The organism is Roseovarius sp. MBR-78 (assembly GCF_040547535.1).
Lineage (GTDB): Bacteria > Pseudomonadota > Alphaproteobacteria > Rhodobacterales > Rhodobacteraceae > Roseovarius.
Genome location: NZ_JBEPPX010000024.1, coordinates 33,518 through 58,356, shown reverse-complemented (window position 1 = coordinate 58,356; position 24,839 = coordinate 33,518). Strand labels below are relative to the sequence as shown.

23 protein-coding genes, 1 tRNA gene and 2 pseudogenes are annotated in these 24,839 nt (G+C 67.5%); 15 read left to right on the top strand and 11 right to left on the bottom strand.

The features are described from left to right. Together ABIE58_RS16485 and ABIE58_RS16480 are read right to left on the bottom strand one after the other, a co-directional pair. Window positions 1–489 (bottom strand): DUF6538 domain-containing protein (locus ABIE58_RS16485; protein ID WP_354545797.1); only part of this gene is annotated, 489 nt, incomplete at its 3' end. A gap of 130 nt (window positions 490–619) precedes the next feature. Then, window positions 620–709: transfer RNA gene (locus tag ABIE58_RS16480), tRNA-Ser, on the bottom strand. 355 nt (window positions 710–1,064) lie between these two features. Between ABIE58_RS16480 and ABIE58_RS16475 the strand changes: the two are divergent. The 3 genes and pseudogenes from ABIE58_RS16475 (at window position 1,065) to guaD (ending at window position 4,359) form a co-directional block, all read left to right on the top strand. Further along, window positions 1,065–2,360: pseudogene (locus tag ABIE58_RS16475) on the top strand (xanthine dehydrogenase small subunit). 11 nt (window positions 2,361–2,371) lie between these two features. After that, window positions 2,372–3,052 (top strand): molybdopterin cofactor-binding domain-containing protein, encoded by a 681-nt coding sequence (locus ABIE58_RS16470; protein ID WP_354545795.1) that lies wholly within the window; start codon window positions 2,372–2,374, stop codon window positions 3,050–3,052. Beyond that, the gene (gene guaD / locus ABIE58_RS16465; RefSeq protein ID WP_354545794.1) at window positions 3,049–4,359 is read left to right on the top strand and encodes a guanine deaminase; all 1,311 of its coding nucleotides are present in this window, start codon (window positions 3,049–3,051) and stop codon (window positions 4,357–4,359) included. Before ABIE58_RS16470 ends, guaD begins: the two co-directional genes overlap by 4 nt. Here the strand turns inward: guaD and ABIE58_RS16460 are convergent. Continuing rightward, entirely contained in the window at window positions 4,311–4,472 is a 162-nt protein-coding gene (locus tag ABIE58_RS16460) for an ureidoglycolate lyase (protein WP_354545793.1), read from the bottom strand. The two genes, guaD and ABIE58_RS16460, sit on opposite strands and share 49 nt — an antisense overlap. Before the next feature lie 177 nt (window positions 4,473–4,649). On the opposite strand from ABIE58_RS16460, the pseudogene ABIE58_RS16455 reads away from it, so the two are divergent. After that, window positions 4,650–4,911, top strand: a pseudogene (locus ABIE58_RS16455) (transposase); the annotation flags it as partial. A 49-nt stretch (window positions 4,912–4,960) separates the two neighbouring features. Here ABIE58_RS16455 and ABIE58_RS16450 read toward each other — a convergent pair. Further along, window positions 4,961–5,146, bottom strand: coding sequence for a hypothetical protein (locus tag ABIE58_RS16450; RefSeq protein WP_354545792.1), 186 nt, complete (start codon window positions 5,144–5,146; stop codon window positions 4,961–4,963). Between the two features lie 166 nt (window positions 5,147–5,312). Between ABIE58_RS16450 and ABIE58_RS16445 the strand changes: the two genes are divergently transcribed. The 10 genes from ABIE58_RS16445 (at window position 5,313) to ABIE58_RS16400 (ending at window position 13,831) form a co-directional block, all read left to right on the top strand. Further along, on the top strand, window positions 5,313–6,011 hold the full coding sequence (locus tag ABIE58_RS16445) for a fumarylacetoacetate hydrolase family protein (RefSeq protein WP_354545801.1): 699 nt from the start codon (window positions 5,313–5,315) through the stop codon (window positions 6,009–6,011). A 4-nt stretch (window positions 6,012–6,015) separates the two neighbouring features. Beyond that, complete coding sequence (locus ABIE58_RS16440) at window positions 6,016–6,957, top strand: SLAC1 anion channel family protein (RefSeq protein ID WP_354545791.1); 942 nt, start codon at window positions 6,016–6,018, stop codon at window positions 6,955–6,957. 82 nt (window positions 6,958–7,039) lie between these two features. Continuing rightward, on the top strand, window positions 7,040–7,165 hold the full coding sequence (locus ABIE58_RS16435; protein WP_354545790.1) for a hypothetical protein: 126 nt from the start codon (window positions 7,040–7,042) through the stop codon (window positions 7,163–7,165). Window positions 7,166–7,169: 4 nt separating this feature from the next. Beyond that, on the top strand, window positions 7,170–8,528 hold the full coding sequence (locus ABIE58_RS16430; RefSeq protein WP_354545789.1) for a hypothetical protein: 1,359 nt from the start codon (window positions 7,170–7,172) through the stop codon (window positions 8,526–8,528). A gap of 95 nt (window positions 8,529–8,623) precedes the next feature. Next, a complete protein-coding gene (locus ABIE58_RS16425) occupies window positions 8,624–9,910 on the top strand; it encodes an ABC transporter substrate-binding protein (protein ID WP_354545788.1) in 1,287 nt (428 codons plus the stop codon). Window positions 9,911–9,943: 33 nt separating this feature from the next. Further along, window positions 9,944–10,540, top strand: a complete 597-nt coding sequence (locus ABIE58_RS16420; RefSeq protein ID WP_502950111.1) for a hypothetical protein — start codon at window positions 9,944–9,946, stop codon at window positions 10,538–10,540. A gap of 31 nt (window positions 10,541–10,571) precedes the next feature. Next, complete coding sequence (locus ABIE58_RS16415) at window positions 10,572–11,498, top strand: branched-chain amino acid ABC transporter permease (RefSeq protein WP_354545787.1); 927 nt, start codon at window positions 10,572–10,574, stop codon at window positions 11,496–11,498. Then, window positions 11,495–12,427: a branched-chain amino acid ABC transporter permease gene (locus tag ABIE58_RS16410; protein ID WP_354545786.1), complete on the top strand. Its 933-nt coding sequence runs from the start codon at window positions 11,495–11,497 to the stop codon at window positions 12,425–12,427. Before ABIE58_RS16415 ends, ABIE58_RS16410 begins: the two co-directional genes overlap by 4 nt. Then, complete coding sequence (locus ABIE58_RS16405) at window positions 12,424–13,152, top strand: ABC transporter ATP-binding protein (RefSeq protein WP_354545785.1); 729 nt, start codon at window positions 12,424–12,426, stop codon at window positions 13,150–13,152. The genes ABIE58_RS16410 and ABIE58_RS16405 overlap by 4 nt, the downstream gene beginning before the upstream one ends. Next, complete coding sequence (locus ABIE58_RS16400) at window positions 13,136–13,831, top strand: ABC transporter ATP-binding protein (protein ID WP_354545784.1); 696 nt, start codon at window positions 13,136–13,138, stop codon at window positions 13,829–13,831. Before ABIE58_RS16405 ends, ABIE58_RS16400 begins: the two co-directional genes overlap by 17 nt. A gap of 163 nt (window positions 13,832–13,994) precedes the next feature. Here ABIE58_RS16400 and ABIE58_RS16395 read toward each other — a convergent pair whose 3' ends face one another. Genes ABIE58_RS16395 through ABIE58_RS16375 form a run of 5 tightly spaced genes read right to left on the bottom strand, consistent with a single transcriptional unit; the run spans window position 13,995 to window position 21,066 of the window. After that, window positions 13,995–14,759, bottom strand: a complete 765-nt coding sequence (locus ABIE58_RS16395) for an SDR family NAD(P)-dependent oxidoreductase (protein WP_354545783.1) — start codon at window positions 14,757–14,759, stop codon at window positions 13,995–13,997. Then, window positions 14,756–16,330, bottom strand: a complete 1,575-nt coding sequence (locus ABIE58_RS16390; RefSeq protein WP_354545799.1) for a GMC oxidoreductase — start codon at window positions 16,328–16,330, stop codon at window positions 14,756–14,758. Before ABIE58_RS16390 ends, ABIE58_RS16395 begins: the two co-directional genes overlap by 4 nt. Before the next feature lie 5 nt (window positions 16,331–16,335). Then, window positions 16,336–18,345 carry an acyltransferase family protein gene (locus tag ABIE58_RS16385; RefSeq protein WP_354545782.1) on the bottom strand — a complete coding sequence of 670 codons (2,010 nt, stop codon included), beginning with the start codon at window positions 18,343–18,345 and terminating at the stop codon, window positions 16,336–16,338. Beyond that, entirely contained in the window at window positions 18,342–19,631 is a 1,290-nt protein-coding gene (locus ABIE58_RS16380) for a glycosyltransferase family 4 protein (protein ID WP_354545781.1), read from the bottom strand. The genes ABIE58_RS16385 and ABIE58_RS16380 overlap by 4 nt, the downstream gene beginning before the upstream one ends. A 10-nt stretch (window positions 19,632–19,641) precedes the next feature. Next, a complete protein-coding gene (locus tag ABIE58_RS16375) occupies window positions 19,642–21,066 on the bottom strand; it encodes a hypothetical protein (RefSeq protein ID WP_354545780.1) in 1,425 nt (474 codons plus the stop codon). Window positions 21,067–21,101: 35 nt separating this feature from the next. Here ABIE58_RS16375 and ABIE58_RS16370 point away from each other — a divergent pair, with 35 nt between their 5' ends. Then, window positions 21,102–22,472, top strand: coding sequence for a glycosyltransferase family 4 protein (locus ABIE58_RS16370; protein ID WP_354545779.1), 1,371 nt, complete (start codon window positions 21,102–21,104; stop codon window positions 22,470–22,472). On the opposite strand, the gene ABIE58_RS16365 is transcribed toward ABIE58_RS16370, so the two are convergent. Further along, window positions 22,388–23,077, bottom strand: coding sequence for a sugar transferase (locus ABIE58_RS16365; protein ID WP_354545778.1), 690 nt, complete (start codon window positions 23,075–23,077; stop codon window positions 22,388–22,390). The two genes, ABIE58_RS16370 and ABIE58_RS16365, sit on opposite strands and share 85 nt — an antisense overlap. A gap of 789 nt (window positions 23,078–23,866) precedes the next feature. Further along, window positions 23,867–24,733 carry a branched-chain amino acid aminotransferase gene (locus ABIE58_RS16360; protein WP_354545777.1) on the bottom strand — a complete coding sequence of 289 codons (867 nt, stop codon included), beginning with the start codon at window positions 24,731–24,733 and terminating at the stop codon, window positions 23,867–23,869. Between the last annotated feature and the right edge of the window lie 106 nt (window positions 24,734–24,839).

Genomic DNA, 24,839 nt, shown 5'->3' with positions numbered 1-24,839 from the left:
GCGCATCTGTTCACTATTCTTGAAACGATTGTCATGTGCCGCCAACTCTTCGACATGCGCGACCAAGCTGGATAACCGCAACTTGGGAGCCTCAATGACCCCCAGAACCGCAGATGCCACACTCTCATCCGGCGCACCGCCGACGCGGCGCGATGCCTCCACCCGTTGCAAGATCTCCTCCAACGGCGCCTGCTTCACCTGATCGATTGCAAGAAACTGAAACCCACGGATCGAAGCCAATTGCTGCGCCGCCCGAAACCTTTCGGCAGCGTCGCCATCCCGACCAGCCAGCCGGGCCTCCCAAGCTTCGATATAATTGAGCCACACGCCCGCAGATTTTTGAACCGCGACGCTGTAAGAGTCGGTCTTAAGGCTATCCCAAATTACACTTCGTTCCTCAACTGACGCAAATCGCGTCGGAACTCGCCGCTTCAGATACCACGTCTTTCCGCGCAGGACAGGTTTTGACATCCTGGCTTTCTCCAGCATATAGCTTTTTGAAGCATAATGTGGTGCAAAAAAGGGTAGCAAAACAAGGGCGAGAGGTCAGCGTACGCTAACCACATCAATCTAAGCGGTTGCTTTTAAAATGTATTAAAAAATTATCCACAAATTGTTGTGGCGGAGAGACAGGGATTCGAACCCTGGAGACGGTTCCCCGCCTACACACTTTCCAGGCGTGCGCCTTCGACCACTCGGCCACCTCTCCGTAGCCGCTTTTTAGACGCAGGCGGGCGGGGTTGGCAAGGGGGCGGTGAGTGCTTAGCAGGCCGCTGAAAAAGGTTTTTGAGCAGTATTTTTCGTCGACCTCGTCGATGCTGGAGCGAGCGCTTTCCCTCAGCTCAACGAGAGCGCTCAAAAAAACCTGCCCATTTTGGCGCAAGCGTATCGACGGCGGACTTTTTCAGCAGCCTGTTAGAGGCTGGCAAATACCGCCCCGTTCGAGGAGGTCTGCGCGCCATGATTATCAACGTGGTATTGGCCGCATTTGCCGAATGCTGCCATATTCATCGAAAATCATCTGCGCTAGACTATGGCTCGTCACCACTCCTGGAGGCGCCGGAATGCCGCAGCAAGACAAGATCAGGTTCCTGCTCAACGACCGCGAGATCGCGGTGCCGGATGTCGGCGCGGGGCGCATGCTTCTGGATTTCCTGCGGATCGAGCCGCGCCTGACCGGCACCAAGGAAGGCTGTGCCGAGGGCGATTGCGGGGCCTGCACGGTGCTGGTCGGACGGCTGGAGGGCGGCACGCTGCGCTATGAGCCGGTCAATGCCTGCATCCGGTTTCTGGCCTCGGTGGATGGCTGTCACGTCGTCACGGTCGAGCATCTGGCGGGCAGCGATGGCGCGCTCAATCCGGTGCAGCGCGCGATGGTCGCAGAGCACGGCAGCCAATGCGGCTTTTGCACGCCGGGGATCGTGATGGCGCTTTACGCGCTGTGGATGGAAAACCCGGAGCCGGACGAGGCGCAGATCGAGACCGCGCTTCAGGGCAATCTCTGCCGCTGCACCGGCTATGCGCCGATCATCCGCGCGGCGCAGGCCGCAAGCCGCTATGGCCCCCCCGCCGCCGATCGGCTGAGCCGCGACCGCGCGCGCGTGACGGCGGCGCTCCTGGCGCTGCGCGACGGCGCGCGGGTGGTGACGGGGCCAGAGGAGGATCGCGCGATCCTGCCCGCCGATCCGGAGGATTTCGCCCAACTCTATGCCGACACGCCCAATGCCGCCATCGTCGCCGGGGCCACGGATGTGGGGCTTTGGGTGACGAAATTCCTGCGCCCCATCGGCCCGGTGATTTTCATAGGGCATCTTGACGAATTGAAACGCATCGCCGTGGGTGACAGTGATACCGTGATCGGTGCCGGGGTGAGCTATAGCGATCTCTCGCCAGTCATTGCCGCGCATTTCCCGAGCCTTGCCGAATATTGGCACCGTATCGCCGGGTGGCAGGTGCGCAACGCGGGCACCATCGGCGGCAATATCGCCAATGGCTCGCCGATCGGCGATACACCTCCCCCGCCTTGCCCCCGGCCAGATCGTGGCGGCCTACAAGGTCGCCAAGCGCTGCGACGAGGATATTTCCTCGGTGGCGGTGGGGATTTCGGTGGGCGTCATGAGGGGCGGATCACTGCCTGCCGCATCGCCTATGGCGGCATGGCCGCGACGCCCAGACGCGCCGCCCGCGCCGAGGCGGTGCTCAGCGGGCAACCCTGGGGCCAGGCCGCGTTGCCCGATGATTTCACCCCGCTCAGTGATATGCGCGCCTCGACCGGCTACCGGATGCGGGTGGCGCAGAACCTGTTGCTGCGGTTCTATCTGGAGCAAGAGCAGGGGGCCGTGGCCCGGCTGAGCGCCTGAGGAGAGACGCCATGAAGGATGAGAGCACAGCCCAGAGCCCGCTGCATCAGCCGCTCACCCATGACAGCGCCGCCAGGCATGTCACGGGCCGCGCCATCTATACCGACGATATCCCCGAGCCTGCGGGCACGCTCCACGCGTGGCTGGGCTGCGCGACAGAGACCCATGCGCATAAGGTGCCCAACACCTTGGCCACCGCCGCCTCAAGCGGGTCAGACCTCAACGGTATGGCCGCCCTCGACGCCGCGGAGCAGATCACGGCGCGGCTGGTCGATTTCGCCGCCGGACACTGGCAGGTCGCGCCCGAGGCGGTGCATTTCACGCATCTTGGCGTGCAGGTGGGGGCCGAGGTGGTCGCCTTAGCCGAGATCGTGCGCGCCGCCTATATGGCGCGGGTGCATCTGTCGGCGGCGGGCAGCGCCTTTGTCATCCTCAGCCACGATCACGCGCTCGATTTCCTGCTGGTCGCGCAGGGGCTGGCGCGCGGCGATGCGGCCTATATCGGCATGATCGGCTCTGCCACCAAGCGCGCGCGCCTCGCGCGCTGGTGCCGCGATCACCGCAACGGGCTGGATATCGCGGCGCTGACCTGCCCGATCGGGGCCGCCACCCTGGGTGACAAGCGCCCCGAGGTGATGGCCGCGCTCACGCATCGCGCGACCCGCGCCACGATCTGCCGGGCCACGACATGACGGGGCACATTCTTCGCGGTCGCCTCCTGACCTTTCACGCTGAGCCGCAGGGGCCTGAGGATAGCGGCGCCTACAGCTATATCGAGGATGGCGCACTCGTCATCGCGGGCGGGATGATCCGCGCGGCGGGGGCCTATGCCGATATCGCCGCCAAGGCCCCCGGCCTGCCGGTAACGGATCATCGCCCGCATCTGATGATGGCAGGCTTCATCGACCCTCATATCCATTTCCCGCAGGTACAGGTGATCGCGTCCTGGGGCGCGCAGCTTCTTGACTGGCTGAATACCTATACCTTCCCCGAGGAAACGCGCTTTGCCGATCCCGCACACGCCGCGCGCATGGCGGCGCTGTTTCTGGGTCAGTTGACGGCGCATGGCACCACCACCGCCGTGGCCTATGCCTCGGTGCACCCCGCCTCTGCCGAGGCGCTCTTTGCCGAGGCCGCGCGCCGCGACATGCGGATGATCGCGGGCAAGGTGATGATGGATCGCAACGCGCCGGATGGCCTGCGCGACACCGCGCAGACGGGCTATGACGACAGCAAGGCGCTGATTGCCCGCTGGCATGGCAAGGGCCGCGCGCTCTATGCGATCACGCCGCGCTTTGCCATCACCTCGACGCCCGAACAGCTTGAGATGGCGGGCGCTTTGGTGGCCGAGCATCCCGATTGCTACCTGCAAACGCACCTGTCGGAAAACCACGACGAGATCGCCCTCACCGCGCGCCTTTACCCCGATGCGCCGGATTATCTGGGCGTGTATGAGCGGTATGGCCTGTTGTCGCCGCGCGCGCTGATGGGGCATTGCCTGCACCTCTCGCCCCGAGAGATCGGCGTGATGGCAGAGACCGGGGCGCGGGCGGTGTTCTGCCCCACCTCGAACCTGTTCCTTGGCAGCGGGTTGTTCGACGATGCCGGTCTGCGCGCGCGCGGGACCGTCAACGCCATTGCCACCGATGTCGGCGGCGGCACCAGCTATTCGATGCTGCAAACGCTCAATGAGGGCTACAAGCTGCTTCAGCTTCAGGGGCAGCGCCTGCACCCGCTGCGCGCCTTTCACTGGATCACGCGGGGCAACGCGGTGGCGTTGGGGCTGGAGGATCGTATCGGCACGCTGGTGGCGGGGAGCGAGGCGGATATCGTCGTGCTCGACGCGCGCGCCACGCCCGCGATGGGGCTGCGGATGGAGCGCGCCGAGACGCTGCCGGAAGAGCTGTTCATCCTTCAGATCATGGGTGACGATCGCGCCGTGGTGCAGACCTACGTGGCCGGGGTGCCGCAGAAATCCGTCGTGGTTTCGACGACATAAGGTTCCTTTAGCCAGTGTTCTTCGAGACTGGCCCCGCCGCTGATCCGGTCCACCACCACGAATTGCCCCGCCCTTTCAAGCGGGGCCAGCATCTCGTGCCAGACCCCGCGCATCAGACAAGACCTCTGCGTGACGAGCTGGTTTTCTGCTGCAACGCGGATTTGCCGATCGCTTTCGCCCTGCTGTCTTTTCAGTGGAGCAATAAGGGTGTTGGCTTGGTTTATGCGATTGCCGGGGGTGAAGGGCGGCTCTGTTGCACAAATCCCGTGAGGGATTCATCTCGTTAATCCAGTGTGAAGGTGCTGTTCGGCATGGCCCTCCGTCAGACGACGGGGTTTGTCGAGAGCCTCCTGCGGTTGACCGGTCGGGACTGGGCGGTGCCCAATTTCAGCACCCTCAGCCACCGTCAGAGTGAGATGGGACCGTGGCCGCAGTGCGGCCGCGTAAGCCCATCGAACGGTGAAGGTCAACATCCCCTATCGCGGATCACAAGGCCCTCTGCACCTGCTGATCGACAGCACAGGCATCAAGGTCGAGGGCGAGGGTGAATGGACCAAATCCCAGTTACACAGAAGATCGGACACTCTCGGAACCTCGGCTATCAGATGTTTTGTGCAACAGAACCGATCGAGAACCGACTGCGCGCCAATATCCGCGCCTCCTTCAACCCGGCGCGGTTCAGCATGCTATACGTGGCCTGCGCCAAGGTGGGTTGTGCGCGGATTTCACGCGCGGGCTGCGTGACAAGGGCGAACCGGGCAAGGCCATCACCATCCTGCGCGACCAAATCCCCTTCACGGCCCCCTCATGACAACATAGGTGCCTTCGCGCGGCACCATCAACATCAGCAACAGGCCAACTCGCGGTGCCTGCCTTGCCCGTGCCCCTTTTGACAGCCGCAGACGACGGGCGCATAAGGAGGGCCAATGACCACATTTGCCCCGGAGTCCCCCATGACCACGCCGCTGTTCGACATTCCCGCCCCGCCGCTTGTGCCCGTCGAGGGCACGGCGCGCGGCTATCCGGTTCGGCGCATCTTTTGCGTCGGGCGCAACTATGCCGCGCACGCCGCCGAGATGGGCAACGAGGTGGACCGCGAGGCGCCGTTCTATTTCACCAAATCGGCCCATGCGCTGTGCCTGTCGGGGGCGACGATCCCCTACCCGCCGGGCACCGAGGACTGTCATCACGAGATGGAATTCGTGGTGGCGCTGGGCGCGCCCGCCTTCCGGGTGCGCGAGGCCGAGGCGATGGCGGCGGTCTGGGGCTATGGCTGCGGCATTGATCTCACGCGCCGCGACCTGCAGGGCCAGGCCAAGGACAAGCGGCGGCCCTGGGATCTCGGCAAGGATTTCGAAGATTCGGCCATTATCGGCGCGCTGACGCCCAGGGCGGCCTTTGGCGAGATTGGCGATCAGGCGATCCGGCTGGCGGTGGACGGGCGCGCGGCGCAGGCGGCGCGGCTGTCGGAGATGGTCTGGTCGGTGCCCGAGATCATCGCGCATCTGTCGCGGTTCTATCACCTCGGCGCGGGCGACCTCATTTATACTGGCACGCCTGCGGGGGTGGGGCCGGTGGCACCGGGCAATGTGCTGGAGGGCGAGGTTGACGGGCTGTCACCGCTGCGCGTGACCATCGGCGCGGGGGCCTGACGACATGGTGCTGGCGCAGGTGCCGGTGACGCTTTTCACGGTGGTGATGGGGCTGTGTGGCTTCACGCTGGCGTTGCGCGCGGGCGAGGCGGCGGCGGGGCTGGCGCATCTGGCCTCGGGGGCTGCGCATGTGCTCACGCTGGCGGTGTTTGCGGGCGTGGCGCTGGCCTATCTGGCCAAGGTGCTGCGCCATCCGCAGGCGGTGGCCGAGGAATGGCGGCACCCGGTGAGCCTTGCCTTCTTTCCGGCGATCTCGATCTCGCTTGTGCTGTTCTCGCTGGTGATGCTGGAGGTGATGCCGGGGGTCGCGCGGGGGCTGTTCATGGTGGCGGTGCCGATGCAGCTTGTGCTGACGCTGGCGGTGGTCTCGGGCTGGATCGGCAGCCGCGCGTTCGAGCATGGCCACCTGACGCCGGCCTGGTTCATCCCTGCCGTGGGCAACGTGATCGTGGCCATTGCGGGGGTGCCGCTGGGATTTGTCGAGCTGGGCTGGTTCTTTGCCTCGGTGGGGCTGATCTTCTGGGTGGTGTTGCTGGCGCTGGTGATGAACCGGCTGATTTTCCACGACCCGCTGCCCGAGCGGTTGCAGCCGACGCTGGTGATCCTGGTTGCGCCCCCGTCGGTGGGATACCTCGCCTGGGTGGCGCTGGTCGGCGATGTCGATGCCTTTGCGCGGGTGCTGCTCAACATCGCCTATCTGTTCGTGCTGATCGTGGCGGTGCAGGTGCCGCGCCTTGCGGCGCTGCCGTTTTCGCTGTCGCATTGGGCGCTGAGCTTTCCGCTGGCGGCGGTGACGGTGGCGAGTTTCGCCCATGCTGCGGCCCTTGGGTCGGCGGGGCACGCGGTGATCGGCTTTGGCCTGCTGGCGGTGCTGGTGGCGATCATCGCGGGGCTGATCTGGCGCACGGGCCGCGCGCTGGCATTGGGGCACCTGTTCGCGGGATGAGCGCGCGGCGCGCGCGCTCTGGACAGGCCCCGGCGGCGGTGGTTTGATCCGGTCCAAGCCGAAATATCTGCCGGAGTGCCCGATGAAAGACGACACTTTCCTGCGCGAGATGAATGGACGCCACCTGTGGCAGGCGATGGGCCATCCCGGCGAGGCGGAAATCGACGTGATCCTTGCCGCGCTCGATGCCGGTTATTGGGCGGTCTGAGCGGGTGAGGCACCCTTTTCTGACGGCGGGCGCGCTTTGGGTCGCATGGGCCGGGCGCGCGCAGGCCCATGCCAGCGAGCAGGGGTTCGTGCTGCTGTTGCCGACCGATGCCTATATCGCGGCGGGCGGGGCCACGGTGGCGCTGACGGTGCTGATGCTGGCGGTGCTGCCGGGGCGGGTGGCGCTGGCGGCGTTTCGCCCGGTGTCGCTCTGGCGCGGCACGGCGCGGCGCGGGGTGGCGGGCCGCCTGCTGGCGGTGCCGGTGCTTGGCTGGCTGATCTGGCAGGGCTGGGCAGGGTCGCGCGATCCGTTGGGCAATCCGCTGTCGCTGGGCCTTTGGGTGGTGATGTGGATGGCGCTGGTGAGCGCGCAGGGGATCGTGGGCGATATCTGGGCGCGGATCAACCCGTTTGCGGGGGCGGCGCTGGTGCTGGCGCGCCTGCGGCGGGCGCTGCTGCATTATCCCGTGTGGCTGGGGCATTGGCCGGGGGTGGCGGGGCTGCTGGCCTTTGCCGGGTTCCTGCTGGCCGATCCCGCCCCCGCCGATCCGGCGCGGCTGGCGCTGGTGGTGGCGGGCTATGCGCTCGTGATGCTGGGCGGCGTGGCGCTTTTCGGGGCGCGATGGCTGCTGCGGGGCGAGGTGCTGACGCTGCTGATGCGGGCCTATGCGCGGATGGCACCCTTGGGGCACAAGGGCGGGCGGCGCGTGCTGGGCCTGCCGGGATGGCGGATCACGCAAGACGGGCCGGCCGCGACGGGGCAGGCGGTGTTCGTGCTCATCCTGCTGGGCAGCGGCAGTTTCGACGGGCTGAACGAGACCTTTCTTTGGCTCGATCTGCTGGCGATCAACCCGCTGGAATTTCCCGGCCGCTCGGCGGTGATCGGGCCCAATCTTGTGGGGCTGGTGGCGGTGAATGCCATGCTGCTGGCGGTGTTTTGCGGCGCGCTGTGGCTGGGCGCGCGGCTGGCCGGGGAACGGGCGGCGCTGCGGGGGCTGCTCTGCCGGTTTGCGCCGACGCTGCTGCCCATCGCGCTCGGCTATCATATCGCGCATTACCTGCCCTCGCTGCTTATGGACGGGCAATATGTCTGGGCCGGGATCGCCCGCGCGCTGCATCTGGGCGAGGTGCATGTCACCGCGGGCTTTCTCAATAGCCCCGGCCCGGTGCGTGCGATCTGGCTTGCGCAGGCGGGGGCGGTGGTGGCGGGGCATGTGATCGCGCTGATGCTGGCCCATGCCATCGCCCTGCGCGGCGGGGCCGGGGCGTGGCGCGCAACGCTGGCACAGGCCCCGCTGGCGGCGTTCATGCTGGCCTATACGGTGTTTGGCCTGTGGCTTCTGGCCACGCCACGCGGGGTGTGAGGGCCAAGAGGGTAGACAAAGGGGGGGTGTTTGCGCATGTTGCGCGCGCGGCAACCATGCCGCGTGTGCATAATCCCCAGAGCGGAGTTCCGCCCATGACCGTCAAGACCCCCCTCACCCCCACGCGGCGCGGTGCGCTGCGCACGCTGGCCGCCGGGGCCGCCGCCGCGAGCCTGCCGATGTGGGCGCGCTACAGTCATGCGCAGAGTGCCGCGCCGATCCGTATCGGGTTTCAGCAGCACCGCACCGGCATCGGTGCCGCCTATGGGCGCTGGTACGGGCGGGCGACCGAGGCGGCGGTGCGGCTCATCAACGAGGGTGGCGGCATCAACGGGCGGCCCGTTGAGATCGTGGCCGAGGATGATGGCACCGATCCCAAGCGCGGGGCCGAGGTGGTCGAGAAATTCGCCAACCAGCACGGGGTGGATGTTGGGTTTGGCACGCTCTTCAGCCATGTGGTGATGGGCTCTGCCCCGCGCGCGGGCGAATTGAAGCTGCCCTATTTCGTGGTCTCGGAGGGCACGCATGTCTCCTCGGGCAAGCTCAACCGCTATACATTGCAGCCCGGCATTACCGATGTGAAGAGCCAGGTCATCTCGATGGCCCCGTTCATGACCGAAACCCTTGGAAAGAAGGTCACGATGATCTTTCCCGATTACGGGTTCGGCTACGATCACCGCGACGCGCTTGGCCCCGCGATCGAGGCGCAGGGCGGCGAGATTCTGGCAAAGATCGCGATTCCGCCGACCGAGACATCCTTTACCCGCTATTTCCCGCAGATCCCGCGCGACACCGAGGTGCTCTATCACGTCATGGTCGGCCCCGGCGTGCTGACCTTTGTCAAGGAGCTGGGCGAGTTCTTTGGCGGGCAGGGGCCGCAGCTTTTCGGCTTCATCGACAGTCTGGAGGCGGTGGCGATGGACAGCCCCGGCCTTGAATTCCTCGAAGGGAGCCATTTCTGGGAGGGCATGTGCCGCCACGCGCAACCCGATCAAAGCGCGCATGAGACCGCCTATCGCGCGGCGGTGGGCGTGGATGCGCGCGGCGCATCGGTGAATGATCCGGCGGATGTGGCGACCTATGGCCATATGTTCGGCTGCTGGGAGACGCTGCATATCATCAAGGCGGGGATGGAGGCGGCGGGCTATGCCGGGCCGCAGCACCGTGCCTCCCTGATCGAGGCGGTGGAGGCGATGGAGGACATTCCCGAAAGCGCCGGGCATCCGCAGGGTGCCAAGCGCTTCAACGGGCGCACGCACCAGGTGTTCGGCCACCAGAATATCAGCCGGGTGGAGGGCGGGCAGCTCAAACGCGTGCATCGCACCTCGATCGAGGATACACTCTACCCCGATATGGTGGATTATACCCAACAGCCGTTCTGAGGAGGGCCAGCCGTGACGCTGACGCGCAGGCAGATGGTGCAGGGGCTGGCGCTTCTGGCGCTGGCGGGCTGCGGTGCGCCGCCGCCGCCCGGCCAGCCGGACGAGGTGTCGCGGCTGGCCTCTGCCATCGCGGCGCTCGGGCCAGAGGTGGACCGCGAGGAGGCGCAGCGCGCGGCGCGCATCAGCTACGCGCACACGCACCGGCTGGCGCTGCAATACCAGATCACCGATCCGCCGATCCTCCACAACACCAAGGTCAATATGGGGCTGAAGCCGCGCGGCCTGTGCTGGCACTGGGCGCGCGACATGGAGGACCGGCTCAAAGAAGAGCGGTTCAAGACGCTTGATCTGCACCGCGCCGTGGCCAATGCCGACAACGCCTTTCGGCTGGAGCATTCCACCGCCGTGATAAGCGCGCGCGGCGCAAGCTATGAGGACGGCATCGCGCTCGATCCGTGGCGCAAGGGCGGGCGGCTGACATGGGTGCCGGTGCGCGAGGACAAAGCCTATAACTGGGAGCCGCGCAACGAGGTGGTGGCGCGCGCGCTGGAGCGCAAGCACGGGCAGATCGTGACGCTGACCGCGGATCAGCGCATCCTCATGGGCGGGGTGGAGTTCGTGCCGGAATGAGCCGCGCCCGCATGACCGGGGCGCGGCGCTGATGGAGTTCGGCCCCCACCTGATGCTCGCGCTCATCGAAGGGGCGGTGACGGCGGCGGTGCTGGCGCTGACCGCGTCGGGGCTGAGCCTTGTCTTTGGCGTGATGCGGGTGGTCAACATCGCGCATGGGGCGTTTTTCATGCTGGGCGCGGTGCTGGCCTGGTGGATCGCGCAGGCCGTCGGCGGGCATCCGGCCTGGGGCTTTGGCGCGGCGCTGATCGCCGCGCCGCTGATGGTGGGGGCGCTGGCGGCCGCAGCGGATGCGGCGGTGCTGCGGCGGCTGGCGCATGATCCCGAGCGCACCATCGTGGCCACGATCGGGCTGCTTTACATCATCGAGCAGGTCACGCTGATGACCTATGGCCCCGAGGCGAGGCCCGTGGTCGCGCCGTTCAATGCGCGCATCGCGCTGCCGTGGCTTGAGCGGGGGACCGAGGGCTGGGCGGTGATCTGGCCCTGGGGGTTCGGCACCACCACCTACAAGCTCGCCGTGATCGGCGCGGCGATGGCGATGGTGGCGGGGCTGTGGCTGTTTCTGGCGCGCACGCGGGCGGGGCTGGTGCTGCGCGCGACGCAGGCCGACCGCGAGATGGCCACCGCCTTCGGCATCCCGGTGGCCCGTGTTTATGCGCTCACCTTCGGGCTGGGCGCGGGGCTGGCGGCGCTGGCGGCGGTGCTGATCGTGCCGATCCGGCAGGCGCATTACCTGATGGGGGGCGATCCGTTGCTGCTGTCCTTCGTGGTGGTCATCATCGGCGGGCTTGGCAGCTTGCCCGGCACGCTTCTGGCCGCCGTGCTGATCGGGCTGTCGGACGGGATCATCTCGGTCTTCTTCTCGCCGACGCTGGCCAAGATCGTTGCCACGCTGATGGTGGCGCTGGTGCTGGTGTTTCGCCCGCAGGGCCTCTTTGGGTCGCGGCCGGCATGAGGGCGCTGGCGCTGCATCTGGCCCTCTTGGCGGGGCTGTTGGCGCTGCATTTCGTGCTGCCCGCCTATCACCACGGCAATCTCGCGCGGGTGATGGTGCTGGCAAGCTATGCCATCGGCTATAACCTCATGTTCGGCTATACCGGGTTGCTGAGCCTTGGCCATGCGCTGTTTTTTGCCGCAGGCATGTATGGCGCGGGGCTCATGGTGCAGCATGGCGGGCTGGGCGCGGGGGCGGCGTTTGTCGTCGGCGTGGTTGTGGCGGCAGGCGTGGCGGCGGCGCTGGCGCTTCTGGCGCTGCGCACCGTTGGCGTGGGCTTCATGATCGTGACGCTGATGTTCGCGCAGGCGGGCTATCTCGGCATTCTCTATTTCAGCGAGATCACCGGGGGCGACGAGGGCTTCGTGCTGCCGCAGGCGGGGCGGATGCTGGGCGGCGTGGACCTGCGCGCGCCGGATGCGCGCTATCTCGCGGCGCTGGCGCTGTTTTCCGCCTGCCTTCTCTCAAGCCTCGCGCTGGTGCGCGCGCCCTTTGGCCGGGTGCTGGTGGCGATCCGCGAGAACGAGGAGCGGGTGCGGATGCTGGGCTATGACACGCAGGCAACGAAGCGGGTGGCGATGGTGCTGTCGGGGGCGATCTCGGGCGCGGCGGGGGCGGGATATGCGATCCTCTTCGGCTATGTCGGCGCGAGTTTTGCCGAGGTGCAATATTCGATCCTGCCGCTTTTGTGGGTTCTGCTGGGCGGCGCGGGCACGGTGCTGGGGCCGTTCATCGGCGCGCTCTTCATGTTCTACCTGATCGACCTCGCCTCGGGGGTGACCAGCGCCTATATGCTGATCGCCGGTGTGGCGCTGGTGGTGCTCACGCTTTACGCGCCGCAGGGGATCATGGGCGAGGTGCGGCGCAGGCTCTGGCGGGGGCTGCCATGACGGCGCTGTTGCAGCTTCGCGGGCTGGGCCGCGATTTTGACGGGCTGCGCGCCGTCGATGCCGTCGATCTCGATCTTGCCGAGGGCGAGGTGCGCGCCCTGATCGGCCCCAATGGCGCGGGCAAGACCACGCTGGTGGGCATGATCGCCGGGCGCATCGCGCCCTCGCGCGGGCGGGTGATCTTCGAGGGGCACGACATCACCCGCCTGCCAGCGCATCGGCGGATGCGGCTCGGGATGGCCTATACGTTCCAGATCACATCCGTTTTCGCGAGGCTTTCGGTGGCCGAGAACGTGGCGCTGGCGGCGCGGCGGCGGGTGCGCGGCGCGGCGCTGGCAGAGGCGGTGGCGGCTGCGCTTGGCCGGGTCGGGCTGGGTGATCGTGCCGGGCAGGTGGCGGGCGATTTGGCCTATGGGCATCAGCGCCTGCTGGAGATCGCGATGGGCATCGCGCAGCGCCCGCGCCTTTTGATCCTCGACGAGCCGACGCAGGGCCTTGCCGAGGGGGAGATCGAGGGCTTTGCCCGGCTGGTGCGCGATCTGGCAGGCGAGGTGACGATCCTGCTCATCGAGCACAACATGGATGTGGTGATGGCGCTGGCAGAGCGGATCACGGTGATGGAGGCGGGCCGCGTTCTGGCCGAGGGCACGCCTGCCGAGATCCACGCCAATCGGGCGGTGCAGGCGGCCTATCTGGGAGGCGCGGGCGATGCTGCGGCTGGATGAGGTGCAGGCGGGATATGGCCGGGTGACGGTTCTGCACGGGGTGTCGCTGGTGCTGGAGGCGGGCGAAATCCTGTGCCTGATGGGGCGCAACGGTGCCGGCAAGACGACGCTCTTGCGTGCGATCATGGGGCTGGTGCCGGTGGGTGCGGGGGCGATCACGCTGAGGGGCTCGCGGCTCGACCGGCTGCCCGCACATGGGATGGCGGCGGCGGGGCTTGGCTATGTGCCGCAGGGGCGGCGGCTTTTTGCCGGGCTGAGCGTGGCGGAAAACCTCGGGATCGGGCTGATGGCCGGGGGCGGCGATGAGGCGCTGCGCGACGAGGTGCTGGGGCTGTTCCCGCGCCTTGCCGCGCGGCTCGGTCAGCGGGCCGAGACGCTGTCGGGCGGCGAGCAGCAGATGCTGGCGCTGGCGCGCGCGCTGTGCCTGCGGCCGCGCGTGCTGTTGCTCGACGAGCCGACCGAGGGCTTGCAGCCCTCGATGATCGCCGCGATCCGCGAGGTAGTGGCGGCCAAGCGCGCCGAGGGTGTGGCGGTGCTGCTGGTGGAGCAGCGGCTTGATGCGGTGCTGCCGGTGGCCGACCGGGTGGCCTTCATCGAGACCGGGCGCATGGGTCCGGTGATGGCGGCAGAGGCGCTGCGGGCCGATCGCAGCGTGGCTGATCGGTATCTGGGGGTGTGACCTCTCCCTGCGCGGAATCGAGGCGCGCCGTGGCGCGCCGCCTCCCGGCACGGCGATTTGGCTGCAACCTGCGAAAGTGTCAAAGGTTTTTCGGATTTGGCGCGATAAAGTGCTCCTAAACCAAGGTGAGATCGCCGCACCGCGGCCCGTCGAGCGCGGTACCCTACGCGCCCGGTATCACACGCGCGTGGCGGCGGCGCAGCAGCAGCGCGTCGCGCAGCCGTGCCTTCAGCCCGCGTGGCGGCAGCACCTCGCGATCCATCTCGAACACCGCGCCGCCCAGCATGGGCGCATCCCACAGCGCCAGCGCCGCCCCCCAGCGCGCCGAGACCTCGGGCGGCAGCCCGTCCTTGATTCCCATCCGCGTGGCCAGCATTCCCGGCATCCAGTCGATGATGGTGATGCCCGGAAACCGGTCGCCCAGATCGGCGACAAGCGCGTGGGTGAGGATGCGGCCCGCCCCCTTGCTCACCGAATAGGCCGAGGAGGCGGGCAGCGGGGCCATGTCGGCGAAGGTCGAGACGTTGAGGATGCGCCCCCGCCCCGTCTGCGTCATGGTGTCGAGCGCGGCGCGGGTGCAGGCCACCACGCCGCCAAGGTTGATCGCCACCGTTTCGGCAAAGCTCTCGCCGGCCTCGTCGAGGAAATCGCGGCGCGGGTAGACGGCGGCGTTGTTGATGAGCAGGCGCAACTCGCCCTCTTGGGCGATGCGGGCAAAGGCCGCGCGCACCGCGCCTGCATCGGCCACATCCGCCACCACCGGCATGATCCCTCCCGAGGCGGCCATCGCGGCGGTCTCTTCGACGCCTGCTTCCCCGCGCCCAAGCGCCGCCACGCAGCAGCCCCGCGCCGCCAGTTCCAGCGCCAGCGCGCGGCCAAGCCCGCCGCCCGCCCCCGTCACCACGGCGATCCCGTCTGTCATGCTCATCCCTGCTCCTTCATTTGCCGCGCGATCCCTTCGGCCACCCGCAGCGCGTTGGCGGCGATGGTCAGGCTGGGATTGACCCCCATCGAGCTGGGCATGACTGAGGCATCCGCCACAGAGAGGTTGTCAAACCCATGCGCCCGGCAGGCGGCATCGAGAACGCTTGTCGCCGGATCATGGCCCATGCGCAGCGTGCCGCAGGGATGGCCGAAATTCAACTCCGGCGCATGGCTCAGGAATAGCCTGCGATGCCCGCGCAGCCCTGTGCGAATGGCCCGGCGAAAGGCGCGGCGGCGGGCCAGCAATTCGGGGTGCAGCCGGTATTCGATGTCGATACTGTCGGGCGCTACGGCATCCCATGTCACGCGGTTCTCGGGATATCCGAGGTCTTCGAGCAGCCCGACAAAGACCTGCGCCCGCCCCAGCGCCTTCGCCGCCAGAGCGGCGGGCAGCCGCGTGAGGTGCCGCAAGGCGCGCAGGTTGCGCAGCGCCGAGCGGTCGAACATGCCGTTCAGGACATGCACGATCTCGCCATAGCCTGCGGCGATGCCCATTGCCTGCACCGTGCCGAAACGTTGCCCGTTCAGGTGGTAGAAATCGCGCAGGGAGATCGCCTTGGAGGGGCCGTCATCCTTGGTGCCGCGCGGTGGCCAGAGGGCGAATATCTCGTTGAGGTGGAACATCAGGTTGCGCCCCACCAGCCCGCTGCGATTGGCGCAGCCCTCGGGCCAGGCCTCGGATGCCGAGGCCAGCAGCAGGCGCGGCGAGCCAAGCGCGCCGCCTGCCAGCACGATGTGGCGTGCGCGCAAATCGAATGCCGCGCCGCCGCGCGCGACCTCGATATGGCTGATATGGCCGGCGGTACCGCAAAGCCGCCGCACCGTGCAGCCATCGAGCAGGGCGGCCCGCCCGGTGGCAAGCGCAGGCTCCACCCCGGCGGAGCGGCCATCCATCTTGCAGGGCCGGGGGCATTTGGTGCCGAGGCAGTCGTGGCACCCGTCAAGATAGCGGATTGCCGAATGCGCGCGGTAGGGGTGAAGCCCCGAGGCGCGCAGCGCCGCTATCAAGGCGCTGTCCACCGCCGAGAGCGGCGGCGGGGGGCGTAACGCGCACGGCTCGGGCGAGAGCGGATCGGGCTGCCCGCAGACATGCAGCAGGCGTTCGGCCTCGTCATACCAGCCGCGCATCGCGTCATATCCCACCGGCCAGCCGCCGGTGGGGTGGGGGCGGCCCTCGGTGGGCTCCAGATCGTGGCGCTCGGGCCGCTCCAGCGTGGCGGCATAGAACACCGACGAGCCGCCCACGCCCGCGCCGAGGGGGCCAAAGAACGTGGACGTGCGCCCGTCGATCCGCGCCCGGAGAGGCCCCGGCCAATAGCCGCGCACCTGCCGCGCCACCGGGTCGCCCATCTCGGGGTTGAGGCCCTGCCGCTCGGCGCGGTGGCCGCGTGGCCCTTTTTCGACGAAGAGCACGCTGAGGCCGCGCTCGGCCATCCTGCGCCCGGCGATCCCGCCGCCCATTCCCGCGCCGATCACGATCACGTCCCAGAGCGTGTTGCGGATGTCGTCGGTCATCGCGGTCATGGTGCCCCCCCGAAGACCGGGGCGAACAGGTCGGCCAGCGACCGCGCGCCCCGGTTGGTCAGGTGGTTGTTGTCGAAATAGAGCGCCTCGCCGCCCTGCATCACCGAACAGCGCGCCGCGTCACACAGGCGCGGCCAGGGGTCGATCACCGCGATCCTGCCTGCCTGTGCCAGTGCCCGGATCGGGGCCTCTGCCGGCGCGGCGCGCGCCTCTGCCTCGGCGCGGGGAACGGTAAGCACGCCCGCCCCAGGATCGCGGCCATGCACCAGCGCGCGCGCGATGTGGCGCGAGTCATACTCCGGCATCTCGGGCGGCTGGCGCAGGATGTGGATGCGCGGGATGTGGGCTGCGAGTTCCGCCACCGTCTGCCGCAACGCCTCGGCATAAAGCGCCTGCTGCGGCCCTTCGGGCAGGCCGCTTGCGGGCAGGGGGGCGAGGGTGATGCGGTTATGGGCATCGCGGCCCAGGCCGTGCCCTTGGGCATAATAGCGCCAGCGCCCCACCAGAAGCAGCGCCTCGATCCCCTCGACCCGTGCCATCGCGTCGCGGATCACCCGGTTGGCCCTGGTGCAGGCGGCGTCCTGCGCGGGGGTTGCGGCGCTTTCGGTCTTGGACAGCCCGAAGAGCGGCGGGCAGCCCGCGTGCCAGAGGATCAGCGCCGGGGTGTTGGCGTGCCGCGCTGCCGCCTCCAGCCCCTCTTTCATCGCGCGCAGGTGGCTGTCGCCCCAGATCAGCACGCGGGGCGCACCGTCGGGGCCGATGGGGCAGGTCTCGACGCCCGCAAACGGGCCGGTCGCGGGCCATGTGCAGCGCGACCAGTCCTGATTGAAATCACCCGAGGCGGCGATATGGGTGCGGAACTCGGGCGCAAACCGCGCGGGCAGCCCGTCGCCGCGCCAGAGCACCGCGCCCAGCGCCAGCAGCGCGCCGGAGGCCAGCACCGTGCCGGCCAGCAGCGCGCGCGCCCCGCCCGGCATCTGCCGCACGGGCCGCTCGACATAGCGCCAAGACAGCGTGGCGAGCACAAAGGCCAGCGTCAGCCACCCCGCCGCCTCTGCCACCCCGCCGCCACCGCCGCGCCAATAGGTGGACAGCACCAGCACCGGCCAGTGCCAGAGATAGAGCGAATAGGAGATGAGGCCGACAAAGACCGGCAAGGGATGCGCCAGCGCGCGGTTGACCGGGTTGGCGTCGCGGCCATTGGCGAGGATGAGCGCCGTGCCAAGCACCGGCCCGAGCGCCTGCCAGCCGGGAAAGCCATCGGGCCGGATGAGCGTCACCGAGGCCGCGATCAACGCCAGCCCCGCCCATGACAGCGCCGGATGAATGGCAAACCGCCAGCCGCGCTCCTGCCCGGCGATGGCCAGCAATACGCCCGCCAGCAATTCCCACGCGCGGAACGGGAACAGGTAGAACGTGGCCGAGGGCATCGCCCGCGTCAGCCACAGACAGGCGGCGAGCGACACCAGCGCCAGCGCGCCGAGGATCACCGGCAGCGAGGCCCGCCACCGCAAGAGCGCCAGCATCAGGAACGGCAGCACGATGTAGAACTGTTCCTCCACCGCCAGCGACCATGTGTGCAAGAGCGGCTTTTCCTCCGACAAGCCGTCGAAATAGCCCGCTTCGCGGTGGAAATGGATGTTGGACAGGTAGACCGTGGCGGCGATCAGCGACTTGCCGAATTCGCGGAACTCGAACGGCAAGAGGATCAGCCAGCCCACCACCAGCACCGCCGCCACCATCGCGAAATAGGCCGGGGCGAGCCGCCTTATGCGGCGCAGGTAGAACCGCGCCAGCCGGATGCGCCCGGTCTCGCGGATGTCGCGCCACAGGATGCCGCCGATGAGAAAGCCCGAGATGACGAAGAAGATATCGACGCCGGTAAAGCCGCCGCCCAGCCGGGGCAGGCCGGGATGGAACAGGGCTCCATGATAGAGCAGCACCGACAGCACCGCGATTGCGCGCAGCCCGTCGATCTCGGGGCGGTAGGGGGCGGCGGCGCTCATGGTGCAAAGACCTGCGGCAGCGCCGCGCCCGCCTGCACCGCGTCATAGATCGCGCGCACCTGTCGCGCCTTGGCAGGCCATGTGGCCTGCGCCTGCACCCAATCGCGCCCCGCCTGCCCGGTGGCGGCCAGCGCCGCGCGGTCGGCCCCGAGCCGATCGAGGGCTGCGGCAAAGCCCGCCACGATCTCGGCCCGCGTCCCGAGCGGCACCTTGAACCCGCGCCCCTCGGCCACCAGTTCTCCCGGCCCCGCGTAATCGACAATGAGCGGCGGCACGCCCAGCGCCATCGCCTCGAGCACCACGCCGCCGCCGAATTCGCGGATCGAGGGAAAGGCGAAGAGGTGGCAGCGCGCGAGGATATCCTGCACGCGGGCGTGTTCCAGCCAGCCGTGAAAGGTGATGCGGTGCGACAGGCCCAACCCTTCGGCCTGCGCGCGCAATTGCCCCATCATCGGCCCGTCGCCCACGATGTCGAGCGCCAGCCGCCCGTCGCGCAGCATCGCCGCCGCAGCCTCGATCAGCATGTCCGGCCCCTTGTAGGGCACGAGACGACCGACGAACCCGGCGCGCAAGGGGCCATCCGGCGCAGGCGCCGCGCGCTGCGAGAACCGCGCCGGATCAATCGCGTTTTCCGGCAGGTAGACGGATTTGGCCTGCGCCCAGGGCGGCATTTCGCCCAGCGTGTGCCGCGATCCGGCGAGGATCGCGCTGGCATGGCGCAGCGTGGCGCGCCGCCCCGGCAGCGCTTTGTAGGCCGTGCGCAGGTAGCTGAGGAATTCGCGCTCGCGCCGCCGCTCGGCGTCAAAGCCCTTGGGCCAGGGCACCCCGCCATTGAGCGGCCCGAGCACGAAGGGCACGCCCGCGCGCGCGCATTTGCCCGCCAGCGGCGAAGAAATCGTCGGGCTGAGCGGGGTGATGCGGTGCACGATGTCATAGCGCCCGGCGCGGATATCGGGGCCGAAGCGCCGCCACACGAGGTGCTCGAACCACGGATAGCTCAGCGCCGCCAGCGCCTGAAGCGTGGTCCAGCCCTTGCCCTGCCCCAGCCGGAGCCGCTCTCCGAGCCGCCACATGGGGCGCGCCAATGCCTCGGAATCGATAGCGGTGAAATCGCGCCCCTCGACCAGTCCGGCGCGCAGCACCGCCTCGCGGTTGCGCACTTGCGTGACGATATGCACATCCGCCACCTCGCGCAGGGCGGTGGCCAACGACCAGCCGACAAGCGGGACCGAGACCCATTCGGGATTGGCGGCCTCGGCGATGGCCAGAACGCGGGGGGGCGTCATCGTTGCGGCCTCACATCAACGGCTGCCAGCCAAGGCCGCGCCGCGCCGCGCATGCCTGCGCGGGGGTGCCCGTCTCGATCAGCCCGGCCCGCGCCCGCTCCGCCAGACCCAGAACCGCCCCGGCAAAGAGCCATGTCAGCGGCGTCAGCGTGGCGTTGGGGATCATGTCCACGAGGTTCACCGCGAGAATGAGCGCCACCGGCCCAACAAGGCAGACCCACCCCGCCTGCGGCAAATGACGGCCATGAACCCACAGCAACAGCACGGGCAGCGCGATGAGCCCGAATTCTGCGATGTAGCCCACCCAGCCGAACACGCCGATGAGGATGATCCAGCGGCCATCGGTCACCGTCAGAAGCGCGCCCGACACCGGGTCGAGGATATGGTTGCGCCCCCAGCTTCCCCAGCCGAAGAACGGTTTTTCCAACGCGCGCTCCATCAGCGTATCCTCGTTGTCAAAGCGGAATTTCAGCGATCCGGCGCGGTCGGGGCTGACGCGGGCGGCCTGTTCCAGCATCCAGTCTACCGGGACCAGCCCCGCGCCCTTGAGCACCGGGTAGGCGAGGGCCGCGAGTGCGATCAGCCCCGCGATGCGGATTTGCAGATAAGCGGGCAGGAACAGCGCCATCGGTGCGAGCGCCACGCCGAAAAGCAGCGATCCCAGCGATTTGCTCAGCACCAGCACCACGCCGAGATAAAGCGCCGCGCCGGTCCAGAGCACGCGCCGCCGGGCATCGGCCTCGCGCGCCAGCGCCAGCGCGCAGACAATCGCCATGACGGTATAGAACGCCACCCACAGCCCGTGATACAGGAATACGATGGGCCGGAACCCGCCTTGCCGCATCATCTGTTCGAAACTGTGCTGGAAATAGCCGTAGACCCAGGTGTTGATCTGCGGCGAGAGGCGTATCTCGACCAGCATCGGCAGCGAATAGATCAGACCGCCCAGTGCGATGGCAAGGACCAGTTCGCGTAACCCCTCGGGCGTGGCGAGATGGGCGCGCGCCAGCAGGAACGGGATCAACAGCACGAATTGCAGGATCACCTGCGCCACCATGTCTTTGAGCCCAAGCCCCGGCAGGCCGATCTGCCCGTAGAATACCGGCTCGGGATTGGTGAGGATCGTGGCCACCGGGCTGAGCACGAAGACCACCACCAGCACCCGTGCCAGCCCGCCCTCGGGCAGCAAGGGCACGGCCGCGCCCGCGCGGCGCGCGTGCCACAGGCAGATCGCGAAGGTGGCAAGCGAGGGCAGCGATTCCTTGGTGAGCGGCGGCATCATCGGGAAATCGAACCCGGTGGGCGGCGGTGGCAGGAACAGGTAGGCCCCGAGCAGCGACCACACCAGCGCGCGCCTGAGCGGCCAGCGCGAGAACATCGCCAGCACCACCAGCGGCCAGGCCGCCAGCACCAGATATGCGAACGCGTTGGGCATGATGCGCCGGGCACCTCGCTTTGCAGGCCGCGGGGATGCGGGCCAAAGACCTGCCCGCGCGACAAGTCTGGCTTTCTTTTTACGCCTCAACATGGCACGAATACAACAATTTCGGGGCATTGCGCCCCTATCTCATTCGGGTTGGCATGGCGATGACGGCATCCTTTGACGCGGCAAGCCCGCTGCGCATCGCCTACCTGTGTGACGAAGACCCGCGCGACCGGCACAGCTATTCCGGCGGCAATGCCCGCATCCTCGCGGCGTTGCGCGCGCATGTCGGCGCGGTGACGGTGCTGGACCACCGCTGGCACGGTGCCGAGCCCGCGCGGCGGCTGATCGAGGCCGCGCCACCCGCCATCGCCATGCGCACGCGCTGGCGGGCGCAGCTTGCGCTGGCGCCGATGATCGCGCGCGGCGTGGCGCGGGAACTGGCGGCGGGAAAGCATGACGTGCTGTTCTGCGCCTATGGTTTTCACGCGCTGCACGCGCTGCGCCTGCCCCGCGGGATGATCTGCGCCTACACATCCGATGCCACGCCGAGCATCTATCGCCGCTCGCGGGTGGGGGCGGCCTATGGCTCTTATCTGTCGGCGTCGCGGCTGCTCGATCCGCTGATCGAGCGCGCGGAGCGCCGGGTGTTTCAGGGCTGTGACGCGTTGTTCTGGCCGAGCAAATGGCTGCGGGATGCGGCCATCCGGCGCTATGGTCTTGATCCGGCGCGCGCGCATCTTGTGCCCTGGGGGGCGGGGATCGGCGATCCGGGGCCGCCCGCCGATGTGCCGCTGGTGCGGGGGGGCGATATCCGCCTGTTGCTGCTTGGCCGCGACTGGGAGGGCAAGGGCGGCCCGCTCGCGGTTGCGGTGCTGAGCGGCCTGCGCGCTGCGGGGCATGACGCGCGGCTGACCGTGATCGGCTGCACCCCGCCCGAGGCCGATCGCGGCCCGCATGTCACGGTTTGCCCGCATCTCGACAAGTCGATCCCGGCGGAGTGCGCGCAGCTTTGCGAGGCGCTGGCGCGGGCGCATTTCATGGTGATGCCGTCGTTCGAATCCTTTGGTTTCGCGTTCTGCGAGGCCTCGGCCTATGGTCTGCCATCGCTTTGCCTTGATGTCGGCGGCGTGCCGGTGCGCGATGGTGTCAACGGCTATGCCCTGCCGCCCGGCTCTGGCGCGGACGATTTCATGGGGATCATCGTGGATTACATCGGCGATCCTGCACGCTATCGGGCGTTACGCGCCAGCGCCCGCTCGGAATACGAGACGCGGCTCAACTGGCGGGTCTGGGGCGAGGCGGTGCGTGCGCGGCTCTTGGCGCTACGCGCTCAGCAGCCGGTGCCGCAGAGCACCACCCGCACTGTGCGCAGTATCACCGAAAGATCGGTCATGAGCGACAGGTCGCGGAAATAACGGGTGTCGAATTCCGCGCGCTGGGAAAAGCTGCTCTCGTTGCGCACGGAAATCTGCCAGAAGCCGGTGATGCCGGGACGCAGCGCGTAATAGGCAGTGCCGGGATAGAGGGCCCGTTGCGAGGGCATCATCGGGCGCGGGCCGACCACCGACATGTCGCCGCGCAGCACGTTCCACAGTTGCGGCACTTCGTCGAGCGAGGATTTGCGGATAAAGCGCCCGATACGGGTGATGCGCGGATCGTGGCGCAGCTTTTGGTGGGTGTCCCATTCGCGGCGGCGCTCGGGGCAGGCGTCGAGATAGGCATCGAGCCGCGCCTCGGCATCGGTGACCATGCTGCGCAGTTTCCACATGCGGAACATGCGACCGTTGCGGCCCACGCGCTCTTGGAAAAAGAACGGCGATCCGCCGTCGCGCATGATGAACGGGCAGAGCAGCGCCACGATCATCAGCGCCAGCGGTGCGGCCAGCAGCACCAGCACGATATCCAGGCCCCGCTTGGCATGATCTGCATAGGATGGGCCGACGCGCCGCCGGTTGCCGACGGTTTGATTAAAATTCGAGCTGTCGAACCGCCCTGATACGGCAGTGATATCGAAAGGCATGGCTGCACTCCCCGGCATAAACCCCGTCACGCGCTTTTCGCGACGGAAAGACCCCAAATCAGCGCCCCGCCGCAAACCCGGCGAAACCCTGGCATTGACCGGTCTGTAATGTGGCGAGAATGTGCCCGAGGGATTGGGCCCTAAACACACGCATCACGAACCGGGCCGCATATGGCATCGTCCCTGCCACAGCCCGCCTCCCTTTGGTCAAGACAGCGCCCCCACGCTGCAATGTCCGGAGTTTTTCAAGCCGTGCTAGACACTTACGGAAAATGACTTTTGCGTTACTCAAAGTCAAGGGGATGGAGATTTTGCAACTTTAAGTAGATTGCGGGCACTTTCACGCCTGGCCTGACTGATATTCTTTGGCCCCGGCTTGCCCCGATCTTGCCGCAATCAGTCGCGCGGGATCGGCGAGACTGTTTCGCGCGGTGCCACATTCTTGCCGTAAATTCCATGCGAATTGTTGACGCAATCAGCCTCAGGCCCCGCACAGCAACGCGACGGCAATCGACGTTACCGAGCCAGTATTCACCTATCAGGCATATTGTTTCCAGAAATGGGGGAAATGGCCGTCTTTTCTCCCCCGATCCGCGATAATAGCGGGGGGAATGCAGTCAAACGCGAAACAGTGCCCAAAAAAGGCCGGGGCGGTGTGCGCGCCCCGGCGGTCATCTCTTCAATGCCACATTTCCGACAATCCTAAGCCGAGTGCGCCGCGCGCCCGTTGCCGGCCCTTGAGAGGCCTGACCCGCGCGCAGGGCCCGAATCACCCGGCAGGATCGGCGATCAGGCGCGCACCAGCGCCTCGTAGGCTTCCGCGATCTCGCGGGTCAGCGCGCCCACCTCGAAGCGGTAATCGCCGATCTGCCCCACCGGCGTCACCTCCGCCGCCGAGCCGGTGAGCCAGCATTGCTCGAACCCTTCCAACTCCTCTGGCATAATGTGGCGCTCGTGCACCTTGATCTGGCGATCCTTCAGAAGCCCGATCACCGTTTGCCGCGTCAACCCGTTAAGGATCGCATCGGGCAGGGGCGTGTGCACCTCGCCATCCTTGACGAAAAAGATATTGGCCCCCGTCGCCTCGGCCACGTAGCCTCGATAATCGAGGAACATCGCATCCGAACAGCCCTTGGCCTCGGCTGCGTGTTTGGACATGGTGCAGATCATGTAAAGCCCCGCCGCCTTGGCCGCTGTCGGGATGGTCTCGGGGCTGGGGCGCTTCCACTTTGCGATATCGAGCTTGGCGCCCTTGGTCTTGGCATCGCCGTAATAGCTGCCCCATTCCCAAGCGGTGACCGCCATGCGGATCGGGTTGCGCGCGGCGGCGACGCCCATGTCCTCGCCCGCGCCGCGAAACGCCAGCACGCGGATATAGGCATTGGTCAGCCCGTTGGCGTCGAGCACGGCGCGCTTGGCCGCCTCGATCTGATCAACCGTGTAAGGGATCGGCATGTCCATCATCTCGCCCGATTTGAGCAGGCGTTCGGAATGGGCGCGGCTCTTGAAGACCTTGCCGCCATAGCACCGCTCGCCCTCGAAAACCGAGCTTGCGTAATGCAGCGCATGGCTGAGGATATGCACATTGGCGTCGCGCCAGTCGATAAGCGCCCCATCCATCCATATCTTGCCGTCGCGGTCGTCATAGCTTGTCATGAGCCTGTCCCTCAAAAATTTGCATTTATTGCGCATAATTCGCCCGAAGCGGACATAAAATTACGCAGTTTCCACGATTCGCTACCAATTCGGTCTTGGAATGTCA

Coding starts and splice junctions, on each gene's coding strand:
- guaD (WP_354545794.1), top strand. CDS start 3,049: ATGACGGGGCACATTCTTCGCGGTCGCCTCCTGACCTTTCACGCTGAG.
- ABIE58_RS16470 (WP_354545795.1), top strand. CDS start 2,372: ATGAAGGATGAGAGCACAGCCCAGAGCCCGCTGCATCAGCCGCTCACC.
- ABIE58_RS16435 (WP_354545790.1), top strand. CDS start 7,040: ATGAAAGACGACACTTTCCTGCGCGAGATGAATGGACGCCACCTGTGG.
- ABIE58_RS16420 (WP_502950111.1), top strand. CDS start 9,944: ATGGTGCAGGGGCTGGCGCTTCTGGCGCTGGCGGGCTGCGGTGCGCCG.
- ABIE58_RS16390 (WP_354545799.1), bottom strand. CDS start 16,330: ATGACCGACGACATCCGCAACACGCTCTGGGACGTGATCGTGATCGGC.
- ABIE58_RS16460 (WP_354545793.1), bottom strand. CDS start 4,472: ATGCGCGGGGTCTGGCACGAGATGCTGGCCCCGCTTGAAAGGGCGGGG.
- ABIE58_RS16410 (WP_354545786.1), top strand. CDS start 11,495: ATGAGGGCGCTGGCGCTGCATCTGGCCCTCTTGGCGGGGCTGTTGGCG.
- ABIE58_RS16400 (WP_354545784.1), top strand. CDS start 13,136: ATGCTGCGGCTGGATGAGGTGCAGGCGGGATATGGCCGGGTGACGGTT.
- ABIE58_RS16395 (WP_354545783.1), bottom strand. CDS start 14,759: ATGAGCATGACAGACGGGATCGCCGTGGTGACGGGGGCGGGCGGCGGG.
- ABIE58_RS16425 (WP_354545788.1), top strand. CDS start 8,624: ATGACCGTCAAGACCCCCCTCACCCCCACGCGGCGCGGTGCGCTGCGC.
- ABIE58_RS16415 (WP_354545787.1), top strand. CDS start 10,572: ATGGAGTTCGGCCCCCACCTGATGCTCGCGCTCATCGAAGGGGCGGTG.
- ABIE58_RS16385 (WP_354545782.1), bottom strand. CDS start 18,345: ATGAGCGCCGCCGCCCCCTACCGCCCCGAGATCGACGGGCTGCGCGCA.
- ABIE58_RS16445 (WP_354545801.1), top strand. CDS start 5,313: ATGACCACGCCGCTGTTCGACATTCCCGCCCCGCCGCTTGTGCCCGTC.
- ABIE58_RS16370 (WP_354545779.1), top strand. CDS start 21,102: ATGCGGGCCAAAGACCTGCCCGCGCGACAAGTCTGGCTTTCTTTTTAC.
- ABIE58_RS16405 (WP_354545785.1), top strand. CDS start 12,424: ATGACGGCGCTGTTGCAGCTTCGCGGGCTGGGCCGCGATTTTGACGGG.
- ABIE58_RS16365 (WP_354545778.1), bottom strand. CDS start 23,077: ATGCCTTTCGATATCACTGCCGTATCAGGGCGGTTCGACAGCTCGAAT.
- ABIE58_RS16375 (WP_354545780.1), bottom strand. CDS start 21,066: ATGCCCAACGCGTTCGCATATCTGGTGCTGGCGGCCTGGCCGCTGGTG.
- ABIE58_RS16440 (WP_354545791.1), top strand. CDS start 6,016: ATGGTGCTGGCGCAGGTGCCGGTGACGCTTTTCACGGTGGTGATGGGG.
- ABIE58_RS16360 (WP_354545777.1), bottom strand. CDS start 24,733: ATGACAAGCTATGACGACCGCGACGGCAAGATATGGATGGATGGGGCG.
- ABIE58_RS16380 (WP_354545781.1), bottom strand. CDS start 19,631: ATGACGCCCCCCCGCGTTCTGGCCATCGCCGAGGCCGCCAATCCCGAA.